Origin of the sequence: Caulobacter sp. X, from assembly GCF_002742635.1 — a bacterium.
Taxonomy (GTDB): Bacteria; Pseudomonadota; Alphaproteobacteria; order Caulobacterales; family Caulobacteraceae; genus Caulobacter.
Genome location: NZ_PEGF01000001.1, coordinates 478,988 through 496,494 on the forward strand (window position 1 = coordinate 478,988; position 17,507 = coordinate 496,494).

Sequence of the window (17,507 nt, forward strand, 5' to 3'; positions counted from 1 at the left end):
ACATTAAGGAAGAACGCCTAGAGAACATTCTCCAAGGTTTGCGGTTTGTTCCGCGCTCCAGCCGAGGTCGACATGCTCACCCGCAAGCAGCACGAACTGCTGATGTTCATCCACGAGCGGATCAAGGAGACCGGCGTCTCCCCGTCCTTCGACGAGATGAAGGAGGCGCTCGACCTGGCGTCGAAGTCCGGCATCCACCGCCTGATCACGGCGCTGGAGGAACGCGGCTTCATCCGCCGTCTGGCCCACCGGGCCCGCGCGCTGGAAGTGGTGAAGCTGCCGCAACAGGCGACGACCGCCGCCCCGCCCAAGGGCCGCGGCGCGTTCCGCCCGCAAGTGTTCGAAGGCGGCGGCGCGCCGCCCGCCACGGCCCCCGCGCCGGCCGCCAACGACAGTCGCGAACTACCGATCCTGGGCCGCATCGCCGCGGGCACCCCGATCGACGCCATCCAGCACGAGCGCGAGCGCCTGCCGGTGCCCGAGGCCATGCTGGGCAATGGCGAGCACTATGTCCTCGAGGTCCAAGGGGACTCGATGATCGAGGCCGGCATCCTCGACGGCGACTATGTGATCATCAAGAAGGGCGACACCGCCACCTCGGGCGAGATCGTCGTCGCCCTGGTCGGCGAGGAAGCCACGCTGAAGCGCCTGCGCAAGAAGGGCGGCTCGATCGCCCTGGAAGCCGCCAACCCGAAGTACGAGACCCGTATCTTCGGCCCTGACCAGGTCGAGGTGCAAGGCAAGCTGGTGGGCCTGATCCGCCGGTATCACTAGGGATTGGGTGCAGCGGAAAGCTGGGACACCGAGACGTCTCGAATTTAAGGCCCCGACCTCAGGCGAGGATCGGGGCCTTACCTTGTGGGGAGCCCTACAGCCGCCCCTCCTCCGCCAAGCGCTTGGCGGCGGCGTCGAAGCCCTTCCAGGCGGCGGCCGCGAGAGCGCCGCCCGTGCTGACGCGGCGCACGCCCAAGGCGGCGAGGCTGTCGACTGTCATCTCCGGTCCCCACAGCAGGACGTTCAAGGGCTTGGGCGCCACGGCCTGCACGAGAGCCTTGATCTCCTCCGGATCGGTCACGGCGGGCGCATAAAGGCAGTCCGCGCCGGCCTCGGCATAGGCCTTCAGGCGCTCCAGGATCTGGCCTAAGTCCCGCACGCCGCGCAGATAGCCTTCGGCGCGTCCAACGAGGATCACGTCCTGGCCCGAGGCGTCGATCGCCCGGCGCGCCGCCTTGAGCCGCTCCACGGCCGTCGGCAGGTCGTAAAGGCCCGAGCCCGACCAGTCCTCGATCGACAGGCCCGCGACGCCGGCGTCAATCGCCAAGGTCACGCTCTCGCCCACGCCCTCCGCGGTGTCGGAAAAGCCGTTCTCGAAGTCGGCGTTCACTGGCAGCTCTGTCGCGGCGCACAGCATACGCAAGTGGGTGATGACCTCCTCGCGGGTGATCTGGCCATCGTCCTTGCCCAGGGACCAGGCCGCGCCGGCGCTGGTCGAGGCCAGGGCCTTGAAGCCCAGCTTCTCTAGCCGACGCGCGCTCCCGGCGTCCCACGGATTGGGGAGTGTGAAGCAGCCCTGGGCGTGCAGGGCGCGGAAGGCGACGCGGCGGGCGGCGAACGGGTTGGACATGGCGAGACCTCCAGACTTTCCACCGAACCTCTAGCGGCCTTCGACGTCATCCGCTGTCAGCAGCCGGCTCCAAGGACGATCGCCGCGCAAGGGCTGCGCCCAGACGATCCGCCAGCCGTCGGCGCGATGATAGAGCTCAGCGGCCCCGCCCCGCGCGAAATCCTCCGCCGTCAGCAGGACGGTGTCGGCGCAGAGCGGCGGAATGCGTTCCGGCGCCACGGCGCGAACCACCACGACCTCGCTATTGACGCACAGGCCCGACAGGGTCTCGGCGTCGGGCGTCGCTCGGCTCCAGGCCAGGGACAGTCGCACCGGCGCGCCCAAGCCAGGCGCGCAGATGCGTTTGTCGCAGGCGTAGAGGTTCCAGGTCGTCGGCGTCAGGCCCCGCCTTCGCGCCCAAAGCTCCGCGCCGAACCGCTTGGCGTCCGTGCGCAGCAGGATGGCCGCGTCTCCGGATCGCACGGCGGCCGTCGCCCCATCGGCGGCGATCCAGGCGTCGGGCGGCGCGGGTCTCGGCCAGAGCGCCACGGCCAGCGCCATCGGCGCGCCCACCCAGCGCAGGCGGCCCTTCCACAAGCACAGGAGCATCAGCCCCAAGAAGGCGATGACCAGCACCTGCGGCGGCGCGCTCGCCACGATCTGCTGCGCGCCATGGGCGTCGGCGAAGCCATTGGCGACGCCGACCATCGCATCGACGCCCCAGCCGGCCACGGCCAGGAACGGCGCGCCCAGGCCGAACGGCTCGAGCAGCGTGCCGATCGCCAGGAACGGCATGATCACGAACGAGGACAGAGGCGCGACCGCCAAATTGGCCGGCAAGCCCCAAACAGCGACGCGGTTGAAATGCTGCATGGCGAACGGCGCTGTCGCCAGGCCCGCCACCAGGCTGGCGGCGACGCTAGCGGCCAGCCAGGTGATGCCGGCCTGGGGCCAACGGATCCACCAAGGCGTCGAGATCTCCTTGACCGGACGCGGCCAGCCTTCGGCCAGAGCCACCAGGGCCGCGGTGGCCGCGAATGACATCTGAAAGCCCGGCTCGCCGGCCGTCTCCGGCTTCAGCGCCAGGATCAGCAGGGCCGCCACGGCCAGGCCATGCAGGGTGATGGCGCGGCGATCGAACAGGATAGCGAGGAAAGCGACGCTGGCCGTGATCGCCGCGCGCTCGGCTGGCGGCGGCGCACCGGAGATCACCAGATAGCCGAGCACGGCGACGAGGCCCGCGCCGGCGGCGATCTTCTTGCCCGGCGCCCGGAGCGCCAGCCAAGGCCAGGCGGCGACGCCCAGGCGCACCGCGCCGAACACGAACCCGCCGACGATCGCCATGTGCAGCCCGGAGATCGACAGGATGTGCGCCAGGCCCGAGGCTCGCATGGCGTCGGTCTGCTCCTGCGTGATCCAGGCCTCGTGCCCGGTCACCATGGCCGCGCCAATCCCGCCGCTGGTCGGGCCCATCCGCGCCAGGATCCGCTGCGCGAGGCTCCATCGAAAGGCGTTGATCGCCATGACGACCCGCAGTCGAACCGGCGGCGGGTCCAGCCGCGCGTCCGCGAGCTCTCCGATCGTGAAGCCGACGCCGCCAATGGAATCGAACCACGCGTCGCGGGCGAAGTCGTAGGATCCCGGCGCGGCGGGCGGCGGCGGCTGGCCCAGCATGGCCTTCAGACTGATCGCATCGCCGGGCGCGGGCGTCTCATTCTCGCCGATCGTCACGCGAATGCGGGTAGGCGTCTTTTCCGGCGGCAATCCCGAGATCGACACGGGCGCGATCAGGATTCGGGGTCCACCCGCGCCCGGACTGACGACGTCGACGACGAAGCCTTCAACACGACGCACGACGCGCTCGCCCGTCATGATCGGCGCCGCCACGCGATCGCTTCGCACCTTCGCGGCGAAGGCGCCCGCCGCGCCAAAGGCCGTCAGGCTCGCCAGGGCCACGATCAGCGCCGGCGCGCCCCGCGCCCGGAGCACCCACCAGGCGCCGCTGAGCGCTGCGGCGATGGCGGACAGCAACGCCAAGGAAGGCTCGCGCGCCGCCTCCAGATAAGCCGACGCTCCCAATCCGAAGGCGACCGGCGCCCAGAGAAAGGCTCGGACCTCGTTGGCGCGCAGTTCCACGAGCGCTAGCGACGCCAGCGCGCGAACAGAGAGCCGCTTGACCGCCGCCGGACGCGAGATATCGACAGCTTCCGCCCCTAACACGCGGAAACCACGAGATTTTCGACAGCTTGGCCAACTTCGCCGCGGCGCGCGAAACCGCTAGGCCTCGCGGGAACCGCCATGCTAAGACGCCCCGCCCAAGCCGCGTCGCGGCTCGCGTTTTTCGACGCCGTCCCGGCGTCCAGCCTTGCAGCCTTGAAGTCCATGTCGAACCCAACCCCTACAGGCGTCGTCACGCGCTTCGCCCCCTCGCCCACCGGTTTCCTGCATATCGGCGGCGCCCGCACGGCGCTGTTCAACTGGTTATATGCACGCCATACGGGAGGGAAGTTCCTTATTCGCGTCGAGGACACCGATCGCGAGCGCTCGACCGAAGCCGCGGTGGCCGCGATCTTCGAGGGCCTGGACTGGCTGGGCCTGAAGTCCGACGAAGAGGTGATCTTCCAGCACACCCGCGCGCCGCGTCACGTGGAGGTGGTGCATGAGCTGCTGGCCAAGGGCCGCGCCTATCGCTGCTGGATGACGGTCGAGGAGCTGGAAGTCGCGCGCGAGAAGGCCCGCGCCGAGGGCAAGGCGATCCGCTCGCCCTGGCGGGACGCGCCCGAGGGGGACCTGTCGGCTCCGCACGTCATCCGCTTCAAGGGCCCGCTGGACGGCGAGACCCTGGTCGACGACATGGTCAAGGGCCCGGTGACGTTCCGCAATATCGAGCTGGACGACCTCGTCTTGCTGCGCGCCGACGGCGCCCCGACCTACAACCTCGCCGTGGTGGTCGACGACCACGACATGGGCGTCACCCACGTGATCCGGGGTGACGACCACCTGAACAACGCCGCCCGCCAGACCCTGATCTATCAGGCGATGGACTGGGCCGTGCCGGCCTTCGCCCACATTCCGCTGATTCACGGCCCCGACGGCGCCAAGCTCTCCAAGCGCCATGGCGCCCAAGCCGTCGGCGAGTTCGCCGATCTCGGCTACATCCCCGAAGGCATGCGCAACTACCTGGCGCGCCTGGGCTGGGGTCACGGCGACGACGAGGTCTTCAACGACGAGCAGGCGATCAGCTGGTTCGACGTGGCCGACGTGGTCAAGGCGCCGGCGCGCCTGGACTGGGCCAAGCTGAACCACATCAACGCCCAGCACCTGCGCAAGGCCGACGACGCCCGTCTGACCGCGCTCGCCCTGGCCGCCGCCGAGAAGCGCGACGAGCCCCTGCCCGCCGACGCCCGCGAACGCATCGCCCGCACGGTCCCGGAAGTGAAGGAAGGCGCCAAGACCATCCTGGAGCTGGTCGATCACTGTGCGTTCGCACTGAAAGTCCGCCCGCTGACCCTGGACGAAAAGACGCAGAAGCAGCTGACGGATGAAACCGTCGAACGCCTCAAGCGCTTGCGTAACCAGCTGGCGGCCGCGCCGGCCTTTGACGCCGCTACGCTGGAGACCGTGTTGAAATCGTTCGCGGAATCCGAAGGCGTCGGCTTCGGCAAGTTCGGCCCCGCCCTGCGCGGAATCCTGACCGGCGGCGCGCCAGCGCCGGATCTGAACAAGACGATGGCCGCCCTGTCCCGCGAAGAGAGTTTGGGACGACTTGACGACGCCCTGGCGCCGCGCGCATGAGGCGCTATAACGCACCCGCGAAAACGAAAGTTGGACTGCTCGTTCCAATTTATGAAGGGGTCTAAGTATGACCGATAAAGCCACGCTGACGATCGGCGACAAGAGCTACGACCTGCCGATTCTCAAGGGCAGCACGGGTCCGGACGTCCTCGACATCCGGAAAGTCTACGCCGAAAGCGACCACTTCACCTTCGATCCGGGCTTCACCTCGACGGCGTCTTGCGAGAGCAAGATCACCTATATCGACGGCGACGCCGGTGTTTTGCTGCACCGCGGCTACCCGATCGACCAACTGGCCGAGAAGTCCTCGTTCCTTGAGGTCTGCTACCTGCTGCTGAACGGCGAGCTGCCCAAGGCCGACGAGTTCGCCAAGTTCGAGCACAACATCACCTACCACACGATGCTGCACGCGCAGTTCGACCGGTTCTTCGAGGGTTTCCGCCGCGACGCCCACCCAATGGCCGTCATGACCGGCGCCGTCGGCGCCCTGTCGGCCTTCTACGCTGACAGCATGAACGTCGACGACGCCCGTGAGCGCGAGATCAGCGCTCATCGCCTGATCGCCAAGATGCCGACGATCGCCGCCCGCGCCTACAAGTACACGGTCGGCCAGCCGTTCGTGTCGCCGCGCAACGACCTGTCGTACTCGGAAAACTTCCTGCGCATGTGCTTCGCCGTGCCGGCCGAGGACTGGAAGCCGAACCCGGTGCTGACCCGCGCCATGGACCGGATCTTCATCCTGCACGCCGACCACGAGCAGAACGCCTCGACCTCGACCGTCCGCCTGGCCGGTTCGTCGGGCGCGCACCCGTTCGCCTGCATCGCCGCCGGCATCGCCTGCCTGTGGGGCCCGTCGCACGGCGGCGCCAACCAGGAAGCTCTGGAAATGCTGGAGACCATCGGTTCGGTCGACAACATCAAGGACTACGTCCAGGGCGTGAAGGACCGTAAGTACAAGCTGATGGGCTTCGGCCACCGCGTGTACAAGAACTTCGACCCGCGCGCTAAGGTCATGCAGAAGACCGCGCACGAGGTGCTGGGCGAACTGGGCCACAACAACGACCCGCTGCTGCAGGTCGCGCAGGAGCTGGAAAAGGTCGCCCTGAACGACCCGTACTTCGTCGACCGCAAGCTGTACCCGAACATCGACTTCTATTCGGGCATCACCCTGCGTGCGATGGGCTTCCCGACCAACATGTTTACCGTGCTGTTCGCTCTGGCCCGCACCGTGGGCTGGATCAGCCAGTGGAAGGAGATGTTCGAGGATCCGACCCGCAAGATCGGCCGTCCGCGTCAGCTCTACACCGGCGCCACGCAGCGCGATTACATCCCGGTCGAAAAGCGCTAAGCGCTCCGCCAGGACCAAGGATCAGGCCTCGCTTCGGCGGGGCCTTTTTCGTTTCAGCGGTTCAGCAGAAAGCCCAGCACCTCGGCGACGGCGCGATAGAGACTCTCGGGGATCTCCTCGTCGATCTCGATCGTCGAGAGGGCTTGAGCCAGCACCGGGTCCTCCTCGATCGGCACGCCGTGCTCACGGGCCGTCTCGATGATCTTCTCGCCTATCCAGCCCTGGCCAGAGGCGACGACGCGGGGGGCGCTGGTCTCGTCGTGCAGCAGAGCGACCGCGATGCGCGGCCTTGCTGTGGGGCCCGAAATCCCGCTCATGAGGCCTGGTCCACGAAATGGCCCAGGGCCCGGGCGTCCCTTACCGGGGGCGGGCCAGAGTGGACGGCGACCTCCGGCGTCAGCTCGGCCTGTCGCAGCGCCGCGCCCAGCGCCTCTTCGCCCGCGCGCAGACGGGCGATGGTCTCGGCGCGCTCGGCCCACAGCGAGACCCGCGCCCGCGCCCCGGTCAGGGTGACCAAGGCGTGCACCGGGCCCAGCGGCTCGACATCAATGGAAAAGCGTACGCGATAGGTCCGCTCGACCGGCCCGACCATGGCGCCGCCTCCGCCGCCGCCGTCGCGGGTGATCTCGAACTGCGCCACCGCGACGCCCTGCGGCGTCACGAACGGCACGTCCAGGTTCAGGCGCGCGGGCTGCGGGCGAGTCTCGCCGGTCTCCGGATCGTGGTGGACCTCCCGCAGCGACGCGATCTGCATCAGGTCCTGCCGCGCAAGGGCGGCGCCGACGCCTTTCAGCAAGCGGCGGACGATCTCGTCAGGCGCGGCGTGGGCCGGCAACTCCGACGCAGAAGGCCGCTGCCCGGCCATGGGCCCATCCGCGAACGGCGGCGGCGGCGTCTTCGGCTTTCCGGAATAGGCGACCAACCCGCCATAGCCCCGGGCGGCGAGCGGCGCGACCACCATCGGCGCCGGGGGGCGGCTTTCATCCATCGCTGGCGAAGCCTCCGCCAAGTCCAGGAGTCCGAGCACCGTCGACACGGGCTTGGCCGGCTGCGCCGCGATCATCGACCGCGAAGGCGCAAGGAAGGCGGCGAAGCGGGGCTCCACGTCGTCGTCCGACGGCGCTTGCGCCTGAGCTGCGGCTGGTCGAACCGACGGCTCAGCCTCGCCCTCCGCGGGCAAAGGCGGTCGCGGCCTCGTCGTGTTCGGCGCAGGCGGCCCGCGCTCCGGCTCGTCCGGAGCGGCCTCCAGAGCCGTGGGCGGATAGGACAGCCCTTCTTCCTTAGCCCCCTCTGGCTCGAGCTGGGATGTCGCTTCGGACATCGCTTTCTGCGCGTTGGCGGGATGGTCAGCGACGGGATGATCAATGTCGACGGCCGGCGCGGGCCGGTCAGGCGCGAACTCGCCGCTTTCCGAGTGTTCCCGTTCCCCGACGGCGGCCGGCGCCGCCCCCGCCAGCCAGTGGCTGAGAGTTCCCTTAAAGACCAGCAAGGCCGCCTTCAGATCGGCGCTCGGCGACGCGGCCAAAGCCTCGCCGCCTCCCGTGGATGACCCGCTTCGAGCCAAGCGCGCCTCTAGAAACACGCCAGATTGCGCGACAGCCTTTCTCAGGCCCCGGGACGAGGAAATCTCGAACGCGCGCGGCAAGCGAGTCATCAGCGCCTCCGCGGCGCTCCGCACTTCCGCCGGCGTATCTGGGCGCTCCAGGACCGCGCGCACATCCGCCATCAGCGGAGCAAGCCCCCCTTGGCGTGGAACGGCGTCCGTGGCGGCGATCCGCACCGCGCGCATCAGACGACTCTCCTGCGGCGGCGCCCGCGTCGTCGTCGCGTTGGCGGTCCCGCTCGCCGATGAAGACGACACCGCGGCGCGCCCCGCGTCCCGGGTCCCCGCCTTGTCAGCTTGCTCGACATCCTGGCGAGACTTGTTGGCCTCCGTCGTGGGCTGCCCGACGAGTTCGCTCAACGTGTTGGTGACGTTCGCCAGGGCCGCGCGGGCCATGGCCTGCAGAACGACAGAATTCGGCTGGCTCCCGGGCGGCGCGGCGGGAGTAATCGGAGTCAGGGGCGCGGTCGGGTCTATGGCCACGACGACGGCTCCGCGAGGGACGTTATCCAGAGATTAAGACTCGGACGTAAACCGCCAGTTAACCTTGCGGTGCGCCACGCGCGGTCAGGAAATCGATCATCGCGGTCGCCGCCGCCTCGGACGGGTCGGGCATGCCCCGCCCCATCTTGTCGAGCGCTTCGTATTGCTCCGCCGTTTGTCGAGCGCGGCGTTCGGGATTGTCCAACAGCTGGCCCACGGCGCGCGCCAGAGCTTCGCCTTCGCAATCATGCTGAATGAATTCCGGCGCGACGGCGCGACCGGCGGCGATGTTGAACAGGGTGATCCAGCGCGGCTTCATCAGGCGCTTGAGGATGGCGTAGGTAATCGCGCCAGTCTTGTAGCCGACCACCATCGGTCGACCAGCCAGGGCCAGCTCGGTAGTCACGGTGCCGCTGCAGGCCAGGGCCACGTCGCCCGCAACGAAGGCATCGTCCTTGAGCTGCTCGTCCTCGATCACGTGGGCGCGGAACGGCCAGCCCGCGACCCGGGCCTTGACGGCTTCGACGACGGTGTAGGCGGCGGGCACGACCACCACCAATTCCGGCCGCTCGGCCTTCAGTCGGTGCACGGCGTCTTCGAAAGCCGGCATCACCCGCTCGATCTCGGACGGGCGACTACCCGGCAGGACCAGCAGCATCGGCTCGTCGGCGCTCACGCCGATGGCGGCGCGAAGGCGGTGAGCGTCCGCGCGATCGAACCGTTTGGCCAGCGCCGAATTGCCGACGAAGACGTTCTCCAGCCCCGCGGCGTCGAAATAGGCCTTGTCCATGGGCTGGATCGACAGCAGCAGGTCCACGGCCTTGGCGAGCGTGTGAGCGCGACCCGCATGATAGGCCCAGACCTGCGGGGCCACGTATTTCACCAGAGCAATGCTGGGATTGGCCTTCCGAAGGGCCTTAGCCAGGCGAATGTTGAAGCCCCAGCTGTCGATCAGCACGGCGACATCGGGCTTTTCGCGCTCAGCCAGGGCGACAGTGTCAGCCAGACGCGCCTTGACCGTGGGATAGGCTTTCAGTCCCTCCCAGATGCCCAGAATGGACAACTGGGCGATATCGAAGGGGCTCTGGATCCCCTGCTCAGCCATCTTGACGCCGCCGACGCCTACAAAGGTCACCCGATCGCCGAGCCTAGCTCGCAGAGCCTTGGCCAGGGACGCGCCGAGCGCGTCGCCCGAGGCCTCGGCGGCGACCAGCATGACCTTCAAGGGCGCGGTCACCCGTCGCCTCGCGGATCCACCCCCAGCACGAAAAGACCCAGCTCGTCAGCGGCGGCGATCACCGCCTCGCGATCGACAACCAGCAGGCGGCCAGCCTCGCCGACGACGCCGGCCAGACCCGCGCGCGCCGCGCGCTGAAGCGTGGCGACGCCGATCGTGGGCAGATCAACCTTGGTCTCCTGGATCGGCTTGGGCGCCTTGGCCAGCACGCCCCGCGGACGCTCGGCGGAACCCCGGATGGCCTGCGGCAGATCCGCGACCCGCCGCAGCATGGCGTCGGTGCCCTCCTGGGCCTCCACGGCGAGCACCAGGCCATCGCAGACGACGGCGCCCTGCCCCACGTCCAGCCGGCCGATCTCGCGCGCCACCATCAACGCCTTGTCGATGTCGGCCATGTGTTCGGCGCTGGGATAGAAGCGCCCCAGGCGGCCCAGAGGCAGGGTCATCTCACCGACGACCTCGTGCGCGCCCTCGATCTCGAAGCCTTCCTTCTCGAACTCGTCCAGCACCCGACGAAGCAGGGCGTCGTCGCCCTGGCGCGCGGCCATGATCAGACCCGGCACGACCTTCAGGCCCCGCGCATCGGGCATCAGGGCGGCGAAGTCCGGACGCTTCACATTGCCGGCGAAGCAGACCACCTCGCAGCCCTCGGCCTTCAGCGCCTTGAACACCTTGCCGAACTCGCCAAGGCCCACGTCAACGCCCGGATAGCGGGCCAGGACGGGGTCAGCGAAGCTCTTCAGCCGCATGACAGCGAACGACCGTCCCGCCGCCTCGCAGCGCGCGGCGAGCTCGACGGGCAGCGACCCGCCGCCAGCGATCAGACCCAGCTTACGCATGACTTGAGCCTAGACTTCCCGCTCGGGCAGGCACAGGGGGCGATTGGCGTCGGCGCGGATGAAGTCGACGATTTCCATGACCTCGGGATTGCCCGCGTGGATCTCGGCCACGTCCTCCAGGCGTTCCTGGAACGTGCCTTCATCCGCGAACAGCAGGCGGTACGCCGCGCGCAACGCGTTGATCGTCTCGCGCGAGAAGCCGCGGCGTTTGAGGCCAACCAGGTTCAGCCCTTCGAGGTGGGCGTGGTTGCCCCACACCGAGCCGTAGGGGATTACGTCCTTGGTCACCGCGGCCAGGCCGCCGATGAAGCTGTAGCGGCCGATGCGCGAGAACTGGTGCGCGGCGGCCAGGCCGCCCATGAACACGTAGTCGCCGATGGCGACATGGCCGCCCAGGGTCGCGCCCTTGGCCAGCACCACGAAGTCGCCGACCGTGCAGTCATGGGCGACGTGCGAGCCGACCATGTACAAGCCGTCCGAACCGATGGTGGTCACGCCCTTCCCCGAAGCCGTGCCGGTGTGCATCGTCACGTGCTCGCGGATGATGTTGCGCGGCCCGATCAACAGCTCGGTGCGCTCGCCCTTGTGGCCTAGGTGCTGGGGCGGCCCGCCAAGGTTGGCGAAGGGGTGGACAACGCAGCCCTCGCCGATCGTCGTCGCGCCCTCCACGACCACGTGCGACAGCAGGCGCACGCCCGCGTTCAGGGTCACGTCGGGGCCGACGATGCTGTAGGGGCCGATCTCGACATCCGAGGCGATCTTGGCCTCGGGCGCGACCAGAGCGGTGGGATGGATTGTCATGCCTTGGGCCCCGTCTCGACCACCATGGCGGCGAACTCGACCTCGGCGGCGACCTTGTCGCCGACCTTGGCGACGCCCTTGAACTTGAAGATCGACGAACGGGCCCGCAGCACCTCGACCTCCATGCGCAGCACGTCGCCGGGGCGGACGGGCGTGCGGAAACGGGCGTTGTCGACCGACATGAAGAAGATGGTCTTGCCCTCGGTGTCGACTTCCAGCGACTTGCTCATCAGCACCGCGCCGGTCTGGGCCAAGGCCTCGATGATCAGCACGCCGGGCATCACCGGATTGCCGGGGAAGTGACCCTGGAAGAACGGTTCGTTGACCGTCACGCACTTGATGCCGACGATCGACTTGTGGGCGTTGTAGTCCTCGGCGCGATCGACCAGCAGGAACGGATAGCGGTGCGGAATGCGCGCCAGGATCTCGGCGATGTCGATATCGGTCGACGTCGCTTGTTCGTTGGTCTGGCTCATTCGTCGCCCCTCGTCACTCGGCCGCCCGCTCTGCGCGACAGCCAGGCGGTTTCTCGGAGCCACCGCTTCAGCGGTCGCGCCGGGAATCCCGTCCATGTTTCACCTTTCGGAACGTCCTTGAACACCGAGGCGGCCGCCCCGACGCTCGCGCCCGAACCGATATTCAAATGGTCGGCCACCCCGGCCTTGCCGCCAAAGGCGACGCCGTCGCCCACCGTCGTGCTGCCGGAAATGCCGGTAAACGCAGCCAACACGCAATTACGCCCGATACGGACGTTGTGGGCGACATGCACGAGATTGTCGATCTTGGTGTTCTCGCCGATCGTGGTGTCGGCGAAAGCGCCCCGATCCACACAGCTGTTGGCGCCGATCGTCACGTTGTCCTGGATCACCACCCGCCCCAGCTGAGGCAGGTCGACCATGCCGCGCGGCCCGGCGGCGGCGCCAAAGCCGGCCTCGCCGATCACCGCGCCCGCCGAAATGGACACCCGGTCGCCGATCAGCGAAAAGCCGATCACGACGTTAGGTCCGATCAGGCAGTCGCGGCCGATCACCACGCCGGGCCCGATCACCACGCCGGGCGCCATGCGCGTTCCGCGTCCGATGCGAGCGCCCTGCCCGACCGTCACGCCCGGCGACAGCAAGACGCCATCCTCCAGCTCGGCATGGGCGCTTACGGCGTCGGACGAAGGATCCTGGCGTCGCGGCGCGTGAAGGCGCGCGGTCGCCGCGGCCCAAGCCGCCTGTGGATGCCTGGTGATCAGAGCGGCGCACGTCGCCGGTAGAAAGTCACGGTGTTCCGGCCGCACGAAACACGCGCCGGCGCGCGTCGCGGCGGCGGCGTCTTTACGCTTGGCGTCCGAGAAGAAGGTGATCGCCTGGGCGTCGGCGGCGTCAAGCGGCGCGACGTGGGCGATCTGACGGTCGCCCAAGGCCGCGTCCGCCAACTCGGCGGCGCCGGCCCGGGCCAACTCGGAAAGCGATGCCGGACCCAGGCTATCGAAGAAACGCGGGTCCGGCATGGCTCCTCACGGCGAATACAATTCCCTTAGGTAACCCCAAAGGAGACGATTCGCTTACTTATTGGTCGGTTGCAGAGCTTGAGCGCCCGGGACCGGCTGGTCCAGACGTTCGCGATCGAAGGTCAGGGTCTTGATGCGGGCGTCCAGAGCGGCGACGACGGCGTCGGTGATGTCCATGGCCGGGTTAGCCAGCATCACGGAGTCGCGGTCAAACAGGATGCTGCACTTCTGCGCCTGATAGACTTGGCGGATCGGCGTATCCAGCTCTTGATAGACGCGCGACAGCGCCTTTTGCTCGGTCGCTTCATATTCCTTCTGGCGCAGCTGCGCCTTACGTTGCCAGGCGTTGGCCTTGACCTGCAGAGCGGCGCCTTGCTGCTCCTGAGCGTCTTGGGCCAGGGTGGCGCGCTTGGCGTCGAGGGCCTTGGCTTCGGTCTCGAGCGCGGTGCGCTCGCCGTTCAGCTCGGCCTGCACCTGGCCAGCAATGGTCTTCAGGCGGGCGTCGACGGCCTTGCCGACCAGCGATTGGCCGACCGCGCGCTTGTCCGAAAAGATGCAGACGCCCGGCAGGGCCGGACCGTGCGTGACGGCCGGAGCCGCGGGAGCGGCGGCCGGAGCGGCCGGAGCCGTCTGGGCCGAAGCGCTGGTCGCGATAGCGAGGGCGACAACGCTGGAAGCGGCCGCGGACAGGAACTTGGACATGTTTATTGGAACCTTGTGGAGGTGGAGAACCGGAACGTCTCGGTTCGGTCGTAGCTTTCCTTGGCCAAAATGCGGCTGATATCGAACCGAATGGGACCCATGGGGGATTTCCAGTCGATCGAGATACCGGCCGAGGCACGCAGACCAAGGTTATCCTTGATGTTCGGATCGAAGACGCCAGGCGACTTCTGACGATCCACATCGTCCAGCAGGCCGGCCGTACCCACGTCGCTGAACAGAGCGGCCTTGATGCCGTACTGCTCAGGCAGGAAGGTCGGCACGGTCAGCTCGAAGGTGCTGATGGCGTAGAGTTTGGCGCCCATCGAGTTGTTCGTGCTCGAGATGTCGCGCGGGCCGATACCGGCGATCTCGAAGCCGCGGAACGAGGTGCCGCCGCGATAGAAGCGGTCGTTGATCCGGACGTTGTCGCCGCCCCAGCCCTGGATGTAGCCGAACGAGCCGGTAGCGCTGAACACCAGGTCCTTGGTGAAGCCCCAATACCAGCCGGCGTCGGCTTCGGTCTTGAGGTACTTCACGTCGCCGCCCAGCCCGGCCAGATCCTGGTTCAAGTCCGCGAACCAGCCGCGGGTCGGGTTGATCGGGTCATTCCGCTTGTCGATGCGCAGCCCATAACCGATCATCGAGGTGATGTAGGCGCCGCGCTGCAGGCAGAGGATCTGCGAGACCGAGCCGCTGGTGCAGAGGCTGTCGGCGACGCTGACGTCGTCCTGGCGGATCGTGTAGCGCAGGCTCATCGAGGCGTCGTTCGTCAGCGGGAAGCCGAAGCGCACGTCGCCGCCGACCGACTTGGTGTCGTAGGCCGCGTAGTCCGACAGATCGTAGCGGAAGGTGTAGAGGTTCACGCCCGCGACCAGGTTGCGGCCCAGGAAGCGCGGCTCGGAGAAGCCGAAGTCGACCTGCTGACGCAGCGAACCGACCGAGGCGCGCGCCCGGAAGTTCTGACCGCGGCCGCGGAAGTTCCGCTCGGTGATGCCGACGTCCAGCACCAGCTTGTCGACCGAGCTGTAGCCGGCGCTGAAGGACAGTTCGCCGGTCGGCTGTTCCTCGACCTTGACCCGCAGGTTCGTACGATCGGGCGCCGAGCCGGGGGTGTCGTCGATGTCGACTTCCTTGAAGAAGCCCAGGCGACGGATGTTGTTCTTCGACCGGTCGACCAGCACGCGGTTGTAGGCGTCGCCCTCGGCCACTTCCAGCTCGCGGCGCAGGACGTAGTCCAGCGTGCGGGTGTTGCCGACGATGTCGATGCGGTCGACATAGACGCGCGGCCCTTCGCGGACCGAGAACACGACGTCGACGGTCTTGGTCTCGCGGTTGGGCACATAGCGCGGACGCACGTCCACGAAGGCGAAGCCAGCCGCGCCCGCCGCGAAGGTCAGGGCGTCGGTCGCCTGCTCGATACGCTCGTCCTCGTAGAGCTGGCCGGCGCGGATCGGCAGGATCTGAGCCAGCAGATTGCCGTCCAGCTTCTTGAGCTCGGTCTCGACCGTGACCTTGCCGAACTTGTACTTCGGACCTTCATCCAGCGTGTAGGTGACGGCGAAGCCGTTCTTGTCCGGCGCCAGTTCGGCCACCGACGAAATCACGCGGAAATCGAAATAGCCGCGGTTGCGGTAGTGCTTGCGCAGTTGTTCGCGGTCGTACTCGATCCGATCGGGATCGTAGTTGTCGTTGCTGGTCAGGATTTTGTACCAGCGGCTTTCCTTGGTCACGATGACATCGCGCAGGTCGTTGTCCGAGAACTCGGAATTGCCCAGGAAGTTGATGCCCAGCACGCCGCTCTTGGGGCCTTCGCTGATCTCGAACACCAGGTCGACGCGCTTCTGCGGCAGTTCCACGACCTTCGGCGTCACGGTCGCCGAGATGCGGCCCGAACGGCGATAGAGCTCGATGATGCGCTGAACGTCGGCCTGCACCTTGGCGCGGGTGAAGATACCGCGCGGGCGGATCTGCACTTCGTCCTTCAGCTTGTCTTCCTTGAGGGACGAATTCCCCTCGAAGACCACCTGGTTGATGATCGGGTTCTCGACCACCTTCACGACGAGGTCGCCGCCCTGCATCTCGATCTTCACGTCCGCGAACAGGTCGGTGCGCGCCAGGGTCTTCAGGGCCAGGTCAAGACGCTGGGAATCGACCGTGTCGCCCGGCTGGATCGGCAGGTAGGACAGAACGGTGCCCTGCTCGATCCGCTCGTTGCCCTGCACGACGATGCGCTGCACCACACCGGTCTGGGCGGCCTGTGCGAAGGCCTGATGCGGAGCCACCAAGGCCGTCGAGCCGAGGAGCAGCGCCATACCAGTGGCGAACGCGGCGCTTTGGGCGCGGAATCTGTTCATGTGACCAATCATGGACGGAGGGCGGGCGTTCACGTGAACAGGCCGCCGATGAATTTGAACACGTCGTAGCGGTTGAGGTCGTTCCACGCCGCGAACAGCATGAAACCCAGGATCAAGGCAAGCCCCGCGCGGAAGCCGGCCGCCTGAAAGTCCGCTCGCAGCGGCCGCCGGGCCACGGCCTCATAGGCGTACATCAGCAAGTGGCCCCCATCGAGGATCGGGATCGGCAACAGGTTCATGAAGCCGATGCTGACCGACAGGCTGGCGATCAGCAGCATGGACGAGACGAAGACCCGTAGCGCCATCGTCGCCATATCCGGCGCGCCGGCGGCGCTGGCCTTGGTGACCGCGCCGGCGGTGTGGCCGATGCCGATAATGCCGCTGATCTGATCCGCGGGCAGTTGCCCGGTCACCAGGCGGCCGAGATAGAAGCCGATCGTCTTGATCATGCCCCACACCTCGACCGTGGCGTCGGGAATGGCGGTCAGGACGCTGGACTTCTCGAGGCGCGAGACGCTGCCCAGCACCACGCCCATGCGGCCTTCCTTGATGCGGCCGCGGATGTCGTCGCGGCTTTCGGCCAGGGCGGGAACAACGGTGACGTGCTGCACGCGCCCCGCCCGCTCGATCGTCAGGTCGATCGGCATCTTCGCGCGCAAGGAAACGTAGGCGCTAACGTCGCCCGCGCCGCGGATCGGCGTCTTGTCGGCCTTCAGCAGGATATCCCCCGGCAACAGGCCCGCTTGGGCGGCTGGCGAGTTGGGCTGCACCTCGCGCACCGTCGCCTGGCCGCGCGGATTGCCGATGATGACCAGAAAGGCGGCCATGATCAGGATGGCGAGGATGAAGTTGGCCATCGGACCGGCGACGGCGATCAGCGCGCGCTGCCAGACCGGCTTGAAGTGGAAGTAGCGCTTGACCGCCGCCTCGCCCTCACGCGCGACGATGGCGCGTTTCATGGCCGTGAGATCGTTCTGGTCGGGCACGCTGGCGGCGTTCTCGTCGCCCGAGAACCGGACGTAGCCGCCCAGCGGAATCGCCGCGATGCGCCACTCGACGCCTTGCTTGTCGCGCCAAGAGAACAGCGCTCGACCGAAACCGATCGAGAAGCAGTCGATCGCGACCCCACAGGCGCGCGCCACCCAGAAATGGCCCAGCTCGTGGATCGTCACCACGATGGACAGCACGAAGATCGTGGGAACGATGTAGAACAGCACGTCGGTCATGAAATGGCCGGGTCTCCC

15 protein-coding genes are annotated in these 17,507 nt (G+C 67.7%); 3 read left to right on the forward strand and 12 right to left on the reverse strand.

The features are described from left to right. The first annotated feature begins 72 nt into the window (after positions 1–72). Positions 73–774: a transcriptional repressor LexA gene (gene lexA, locus CSW60_RS02060; protein WP_099537525.1), complete on the forward strand. Its 702-nt coding sequence runs from the start codon at positions 73–75 to the stop codon at positions 772–774. A gap of 94 nt (positions 775–868) precedes the next feature. Here lexA and CSW60_RS02065 read toward each other — a convergent pair whose 3' ends face one another. After that, positions 869–1,624, reverse strand: a complete 756-nt coding sequence (locus CSW60_RS02065) for an oxaloacetate decarboxylase (RefSeq protein WP_099535687.1) — start codon at positions 1,622–1,624, stop codon at positions 869–871. A gap of 30 nt (positions 1,625–1,654) precedes the next feature. After that, complete coding sequence (locus tag CSW60_RS02070) at positions 1,655–3,799, reverse strand: ComEC/Rec2 family competence protein (protein WP_369801019.1); 2,145 nt, start codon at positions 3,797–3,799, stop codon at positions 1,655–1,657. A gap of 186 nt (positions 3,800–3,985) precedes the next feature. Here CSW60_RS02070 and gltX point away from each other — a divergent pair, with 186 nt between their 5' ends. Together gltX and gltA are read left to right on the forward strand one after the other, a co-directional pair. Then, complete coding sequence (gene gltX / locus CSW60_RS02075) at positions 3,986–5,398, forward strand: glutamate--tRNA ligase (protein WP_099535689.1); 1,413 nt, start codon at positions 3,986–3,988, stop codon at positions 5,396–5,398. A 67-nt stretch (positions 5,399–5,465) separates the two neighbouring features. Next, positions 5,466–6,746: a citrate synthase gene (gltA, locus tag CSW60_RS02080; RefSeq protein ID WP_099535690.1), complete on the forward strand. Its 1,281-nt coding sequence runs from the start codon at positions 5,466–5,468 to the stop codon at positions 6,744–6,746. A gap of 53 nt (positions 6,747–6,799) precedes the next feature. Here the strand turns inward: gltA and CSW60_RS02085 are convergent, their stop codons facing one another. Genes CSW60_RS02085 through CSW60_RS02130 form a run of 10 tightly spaced genes read right to left on the reverse strand, consistent with a single transcriptional unit; the run spans position 6,800 to position 17,489 of the window. Further along, positions 6,800–7,063 (reverse strand): EscU/YscU/HrcU family type III secretion system export apparatus switch protein, encoded by a 264-nt coding sequence (locus tag CSW60_RS02085; protein ID WP_099535691.1) that lies wholly within the window; start codon positions 7,061–7,063, stop codon positions 6,800–6,802. After that, positions 7,060–8,832: a flagellar hook-length control protein FliK gene (locus tag CSW60_RS02090; protein WP_099535692.1), complete on the reverse strand. Its 1,773-nt coding sequence runs from the start codon at positions 8,830–8,832 to the stop codon at positions 7,060–7,062. The genes CSW60_RS02085 and CSW60_RS02090 overlap by 4 nt, the downstream gene beginning before the upstream one ends. Positions 8,833–8,890: 58 nt before the next feature. After that, positions 8,891–10,069, reverse strand: a complete 1,179-nt coding sequence (gene lpxB / locus CSW60_RS02095; RefSeq protein ID WP_099535693.1) for a lipid-A-disaccharide synthase — start codon at positions 10,067–10,069, stop codon at positions 8,891–8,893. Next, the gene (locus CSW60_RS02100; protein WP_099535694.1) at positions 10,066–10,908 is read right to left on the reverse strand and encodes an LpxI family protein; all 843 of its coding nucleotides are present in this window, start codon (positions 10,906–10,908) and stop codon (positions 10,066–10,068) included. Before CSW60_RS02100 ends, lpxB begins: the two co-directional genes overlap by 4 nt. A 9-nt stretch (positions 10,909–10,917) precedes the next feature. Next, positions 10,918–11,709, reverse strand: coding sequence for an acyl-ACP--UDP-N-acetylglucosamine O-acyltransferase (lpxA, locus tag CSW60_RS02105; protein WP_099535695.1), 792 nt, complete (start codon positions 11,707–11,709; stop codon positions 10,918–10,920). Further along, positions 11,706–12,185 carry a 3-hydroxyacyl-ACP dehydratase FabZ gene (gene fabZ / locus CSW60_RS02110; RefSeq protein WP_099535696.1) on the reverse strand — a complete coding sequence of 160 codons (480 nt, stop codon included), beginning with the start codon at positions 12,183–12,185 and terminating at the stop codon, positions 11,706–11,708. The genes lpxA and fabZ overlap by 4 nt, the downstream gene beginning before the upstream one ends. Then, positions 12,182–13,207: a UDP-3-O-(3-hydroxymyristoyl)glucosamine N-acyltransferase gene (gene lpxD, locus CSW60_RS02115; protein ID WP_099535697.1), complete on the reverse strand. Its 1,026-nt coding sequence runs from the start codon at positions 13,205–13,207 to the stop codon at positions 12,182–12,184. Before lpxD ends, fabZ begins: the two co-directional genes overlap by 4 nt. A gap of 54 nt (positions 13,208–13,261) precedes the next feature. Then, positions 13,262–13,909 carry an OmpH family outer membrane protein gene (locus tag CSW60_RS02120; RefSeq protein ID WP_099535698.1) on the reverse strand — a complete coding sequence of 216 codons (648 nt, stop codon included), beginning with the start codon at positions 13,907–13,909 and terminating at the stop codon, positions 13,262–13,264. Positions 13,910–13,911: 2 nt separating this feature from the next. Next, positions 13,912–16,275: an outer membrane protein assembly factor BamA gene (gene bamA / locus CSW60_RS02125; RefSeq protein WP_099535699.1), complete on the reverse strand. Its 2,364-nt coding sequence runs from the start codon at positions 16,273–16,275 to the stop codon at positions 13,912–13,914. Between the two features lie 17 nt (positions 16,276–16,292). After that, complete coding sequence (locus tag CSW60_RS02130) at positions 16,293–17,489, reverse strand: RIP metalloprotease (protein ID WP_099535700.1); 1,197 nt, start codon at positions 17,487–17,489, stop codon at positions 16,293–16,295. Positions 17,490–17,507 lie beyond the last annotated feature (18 nt).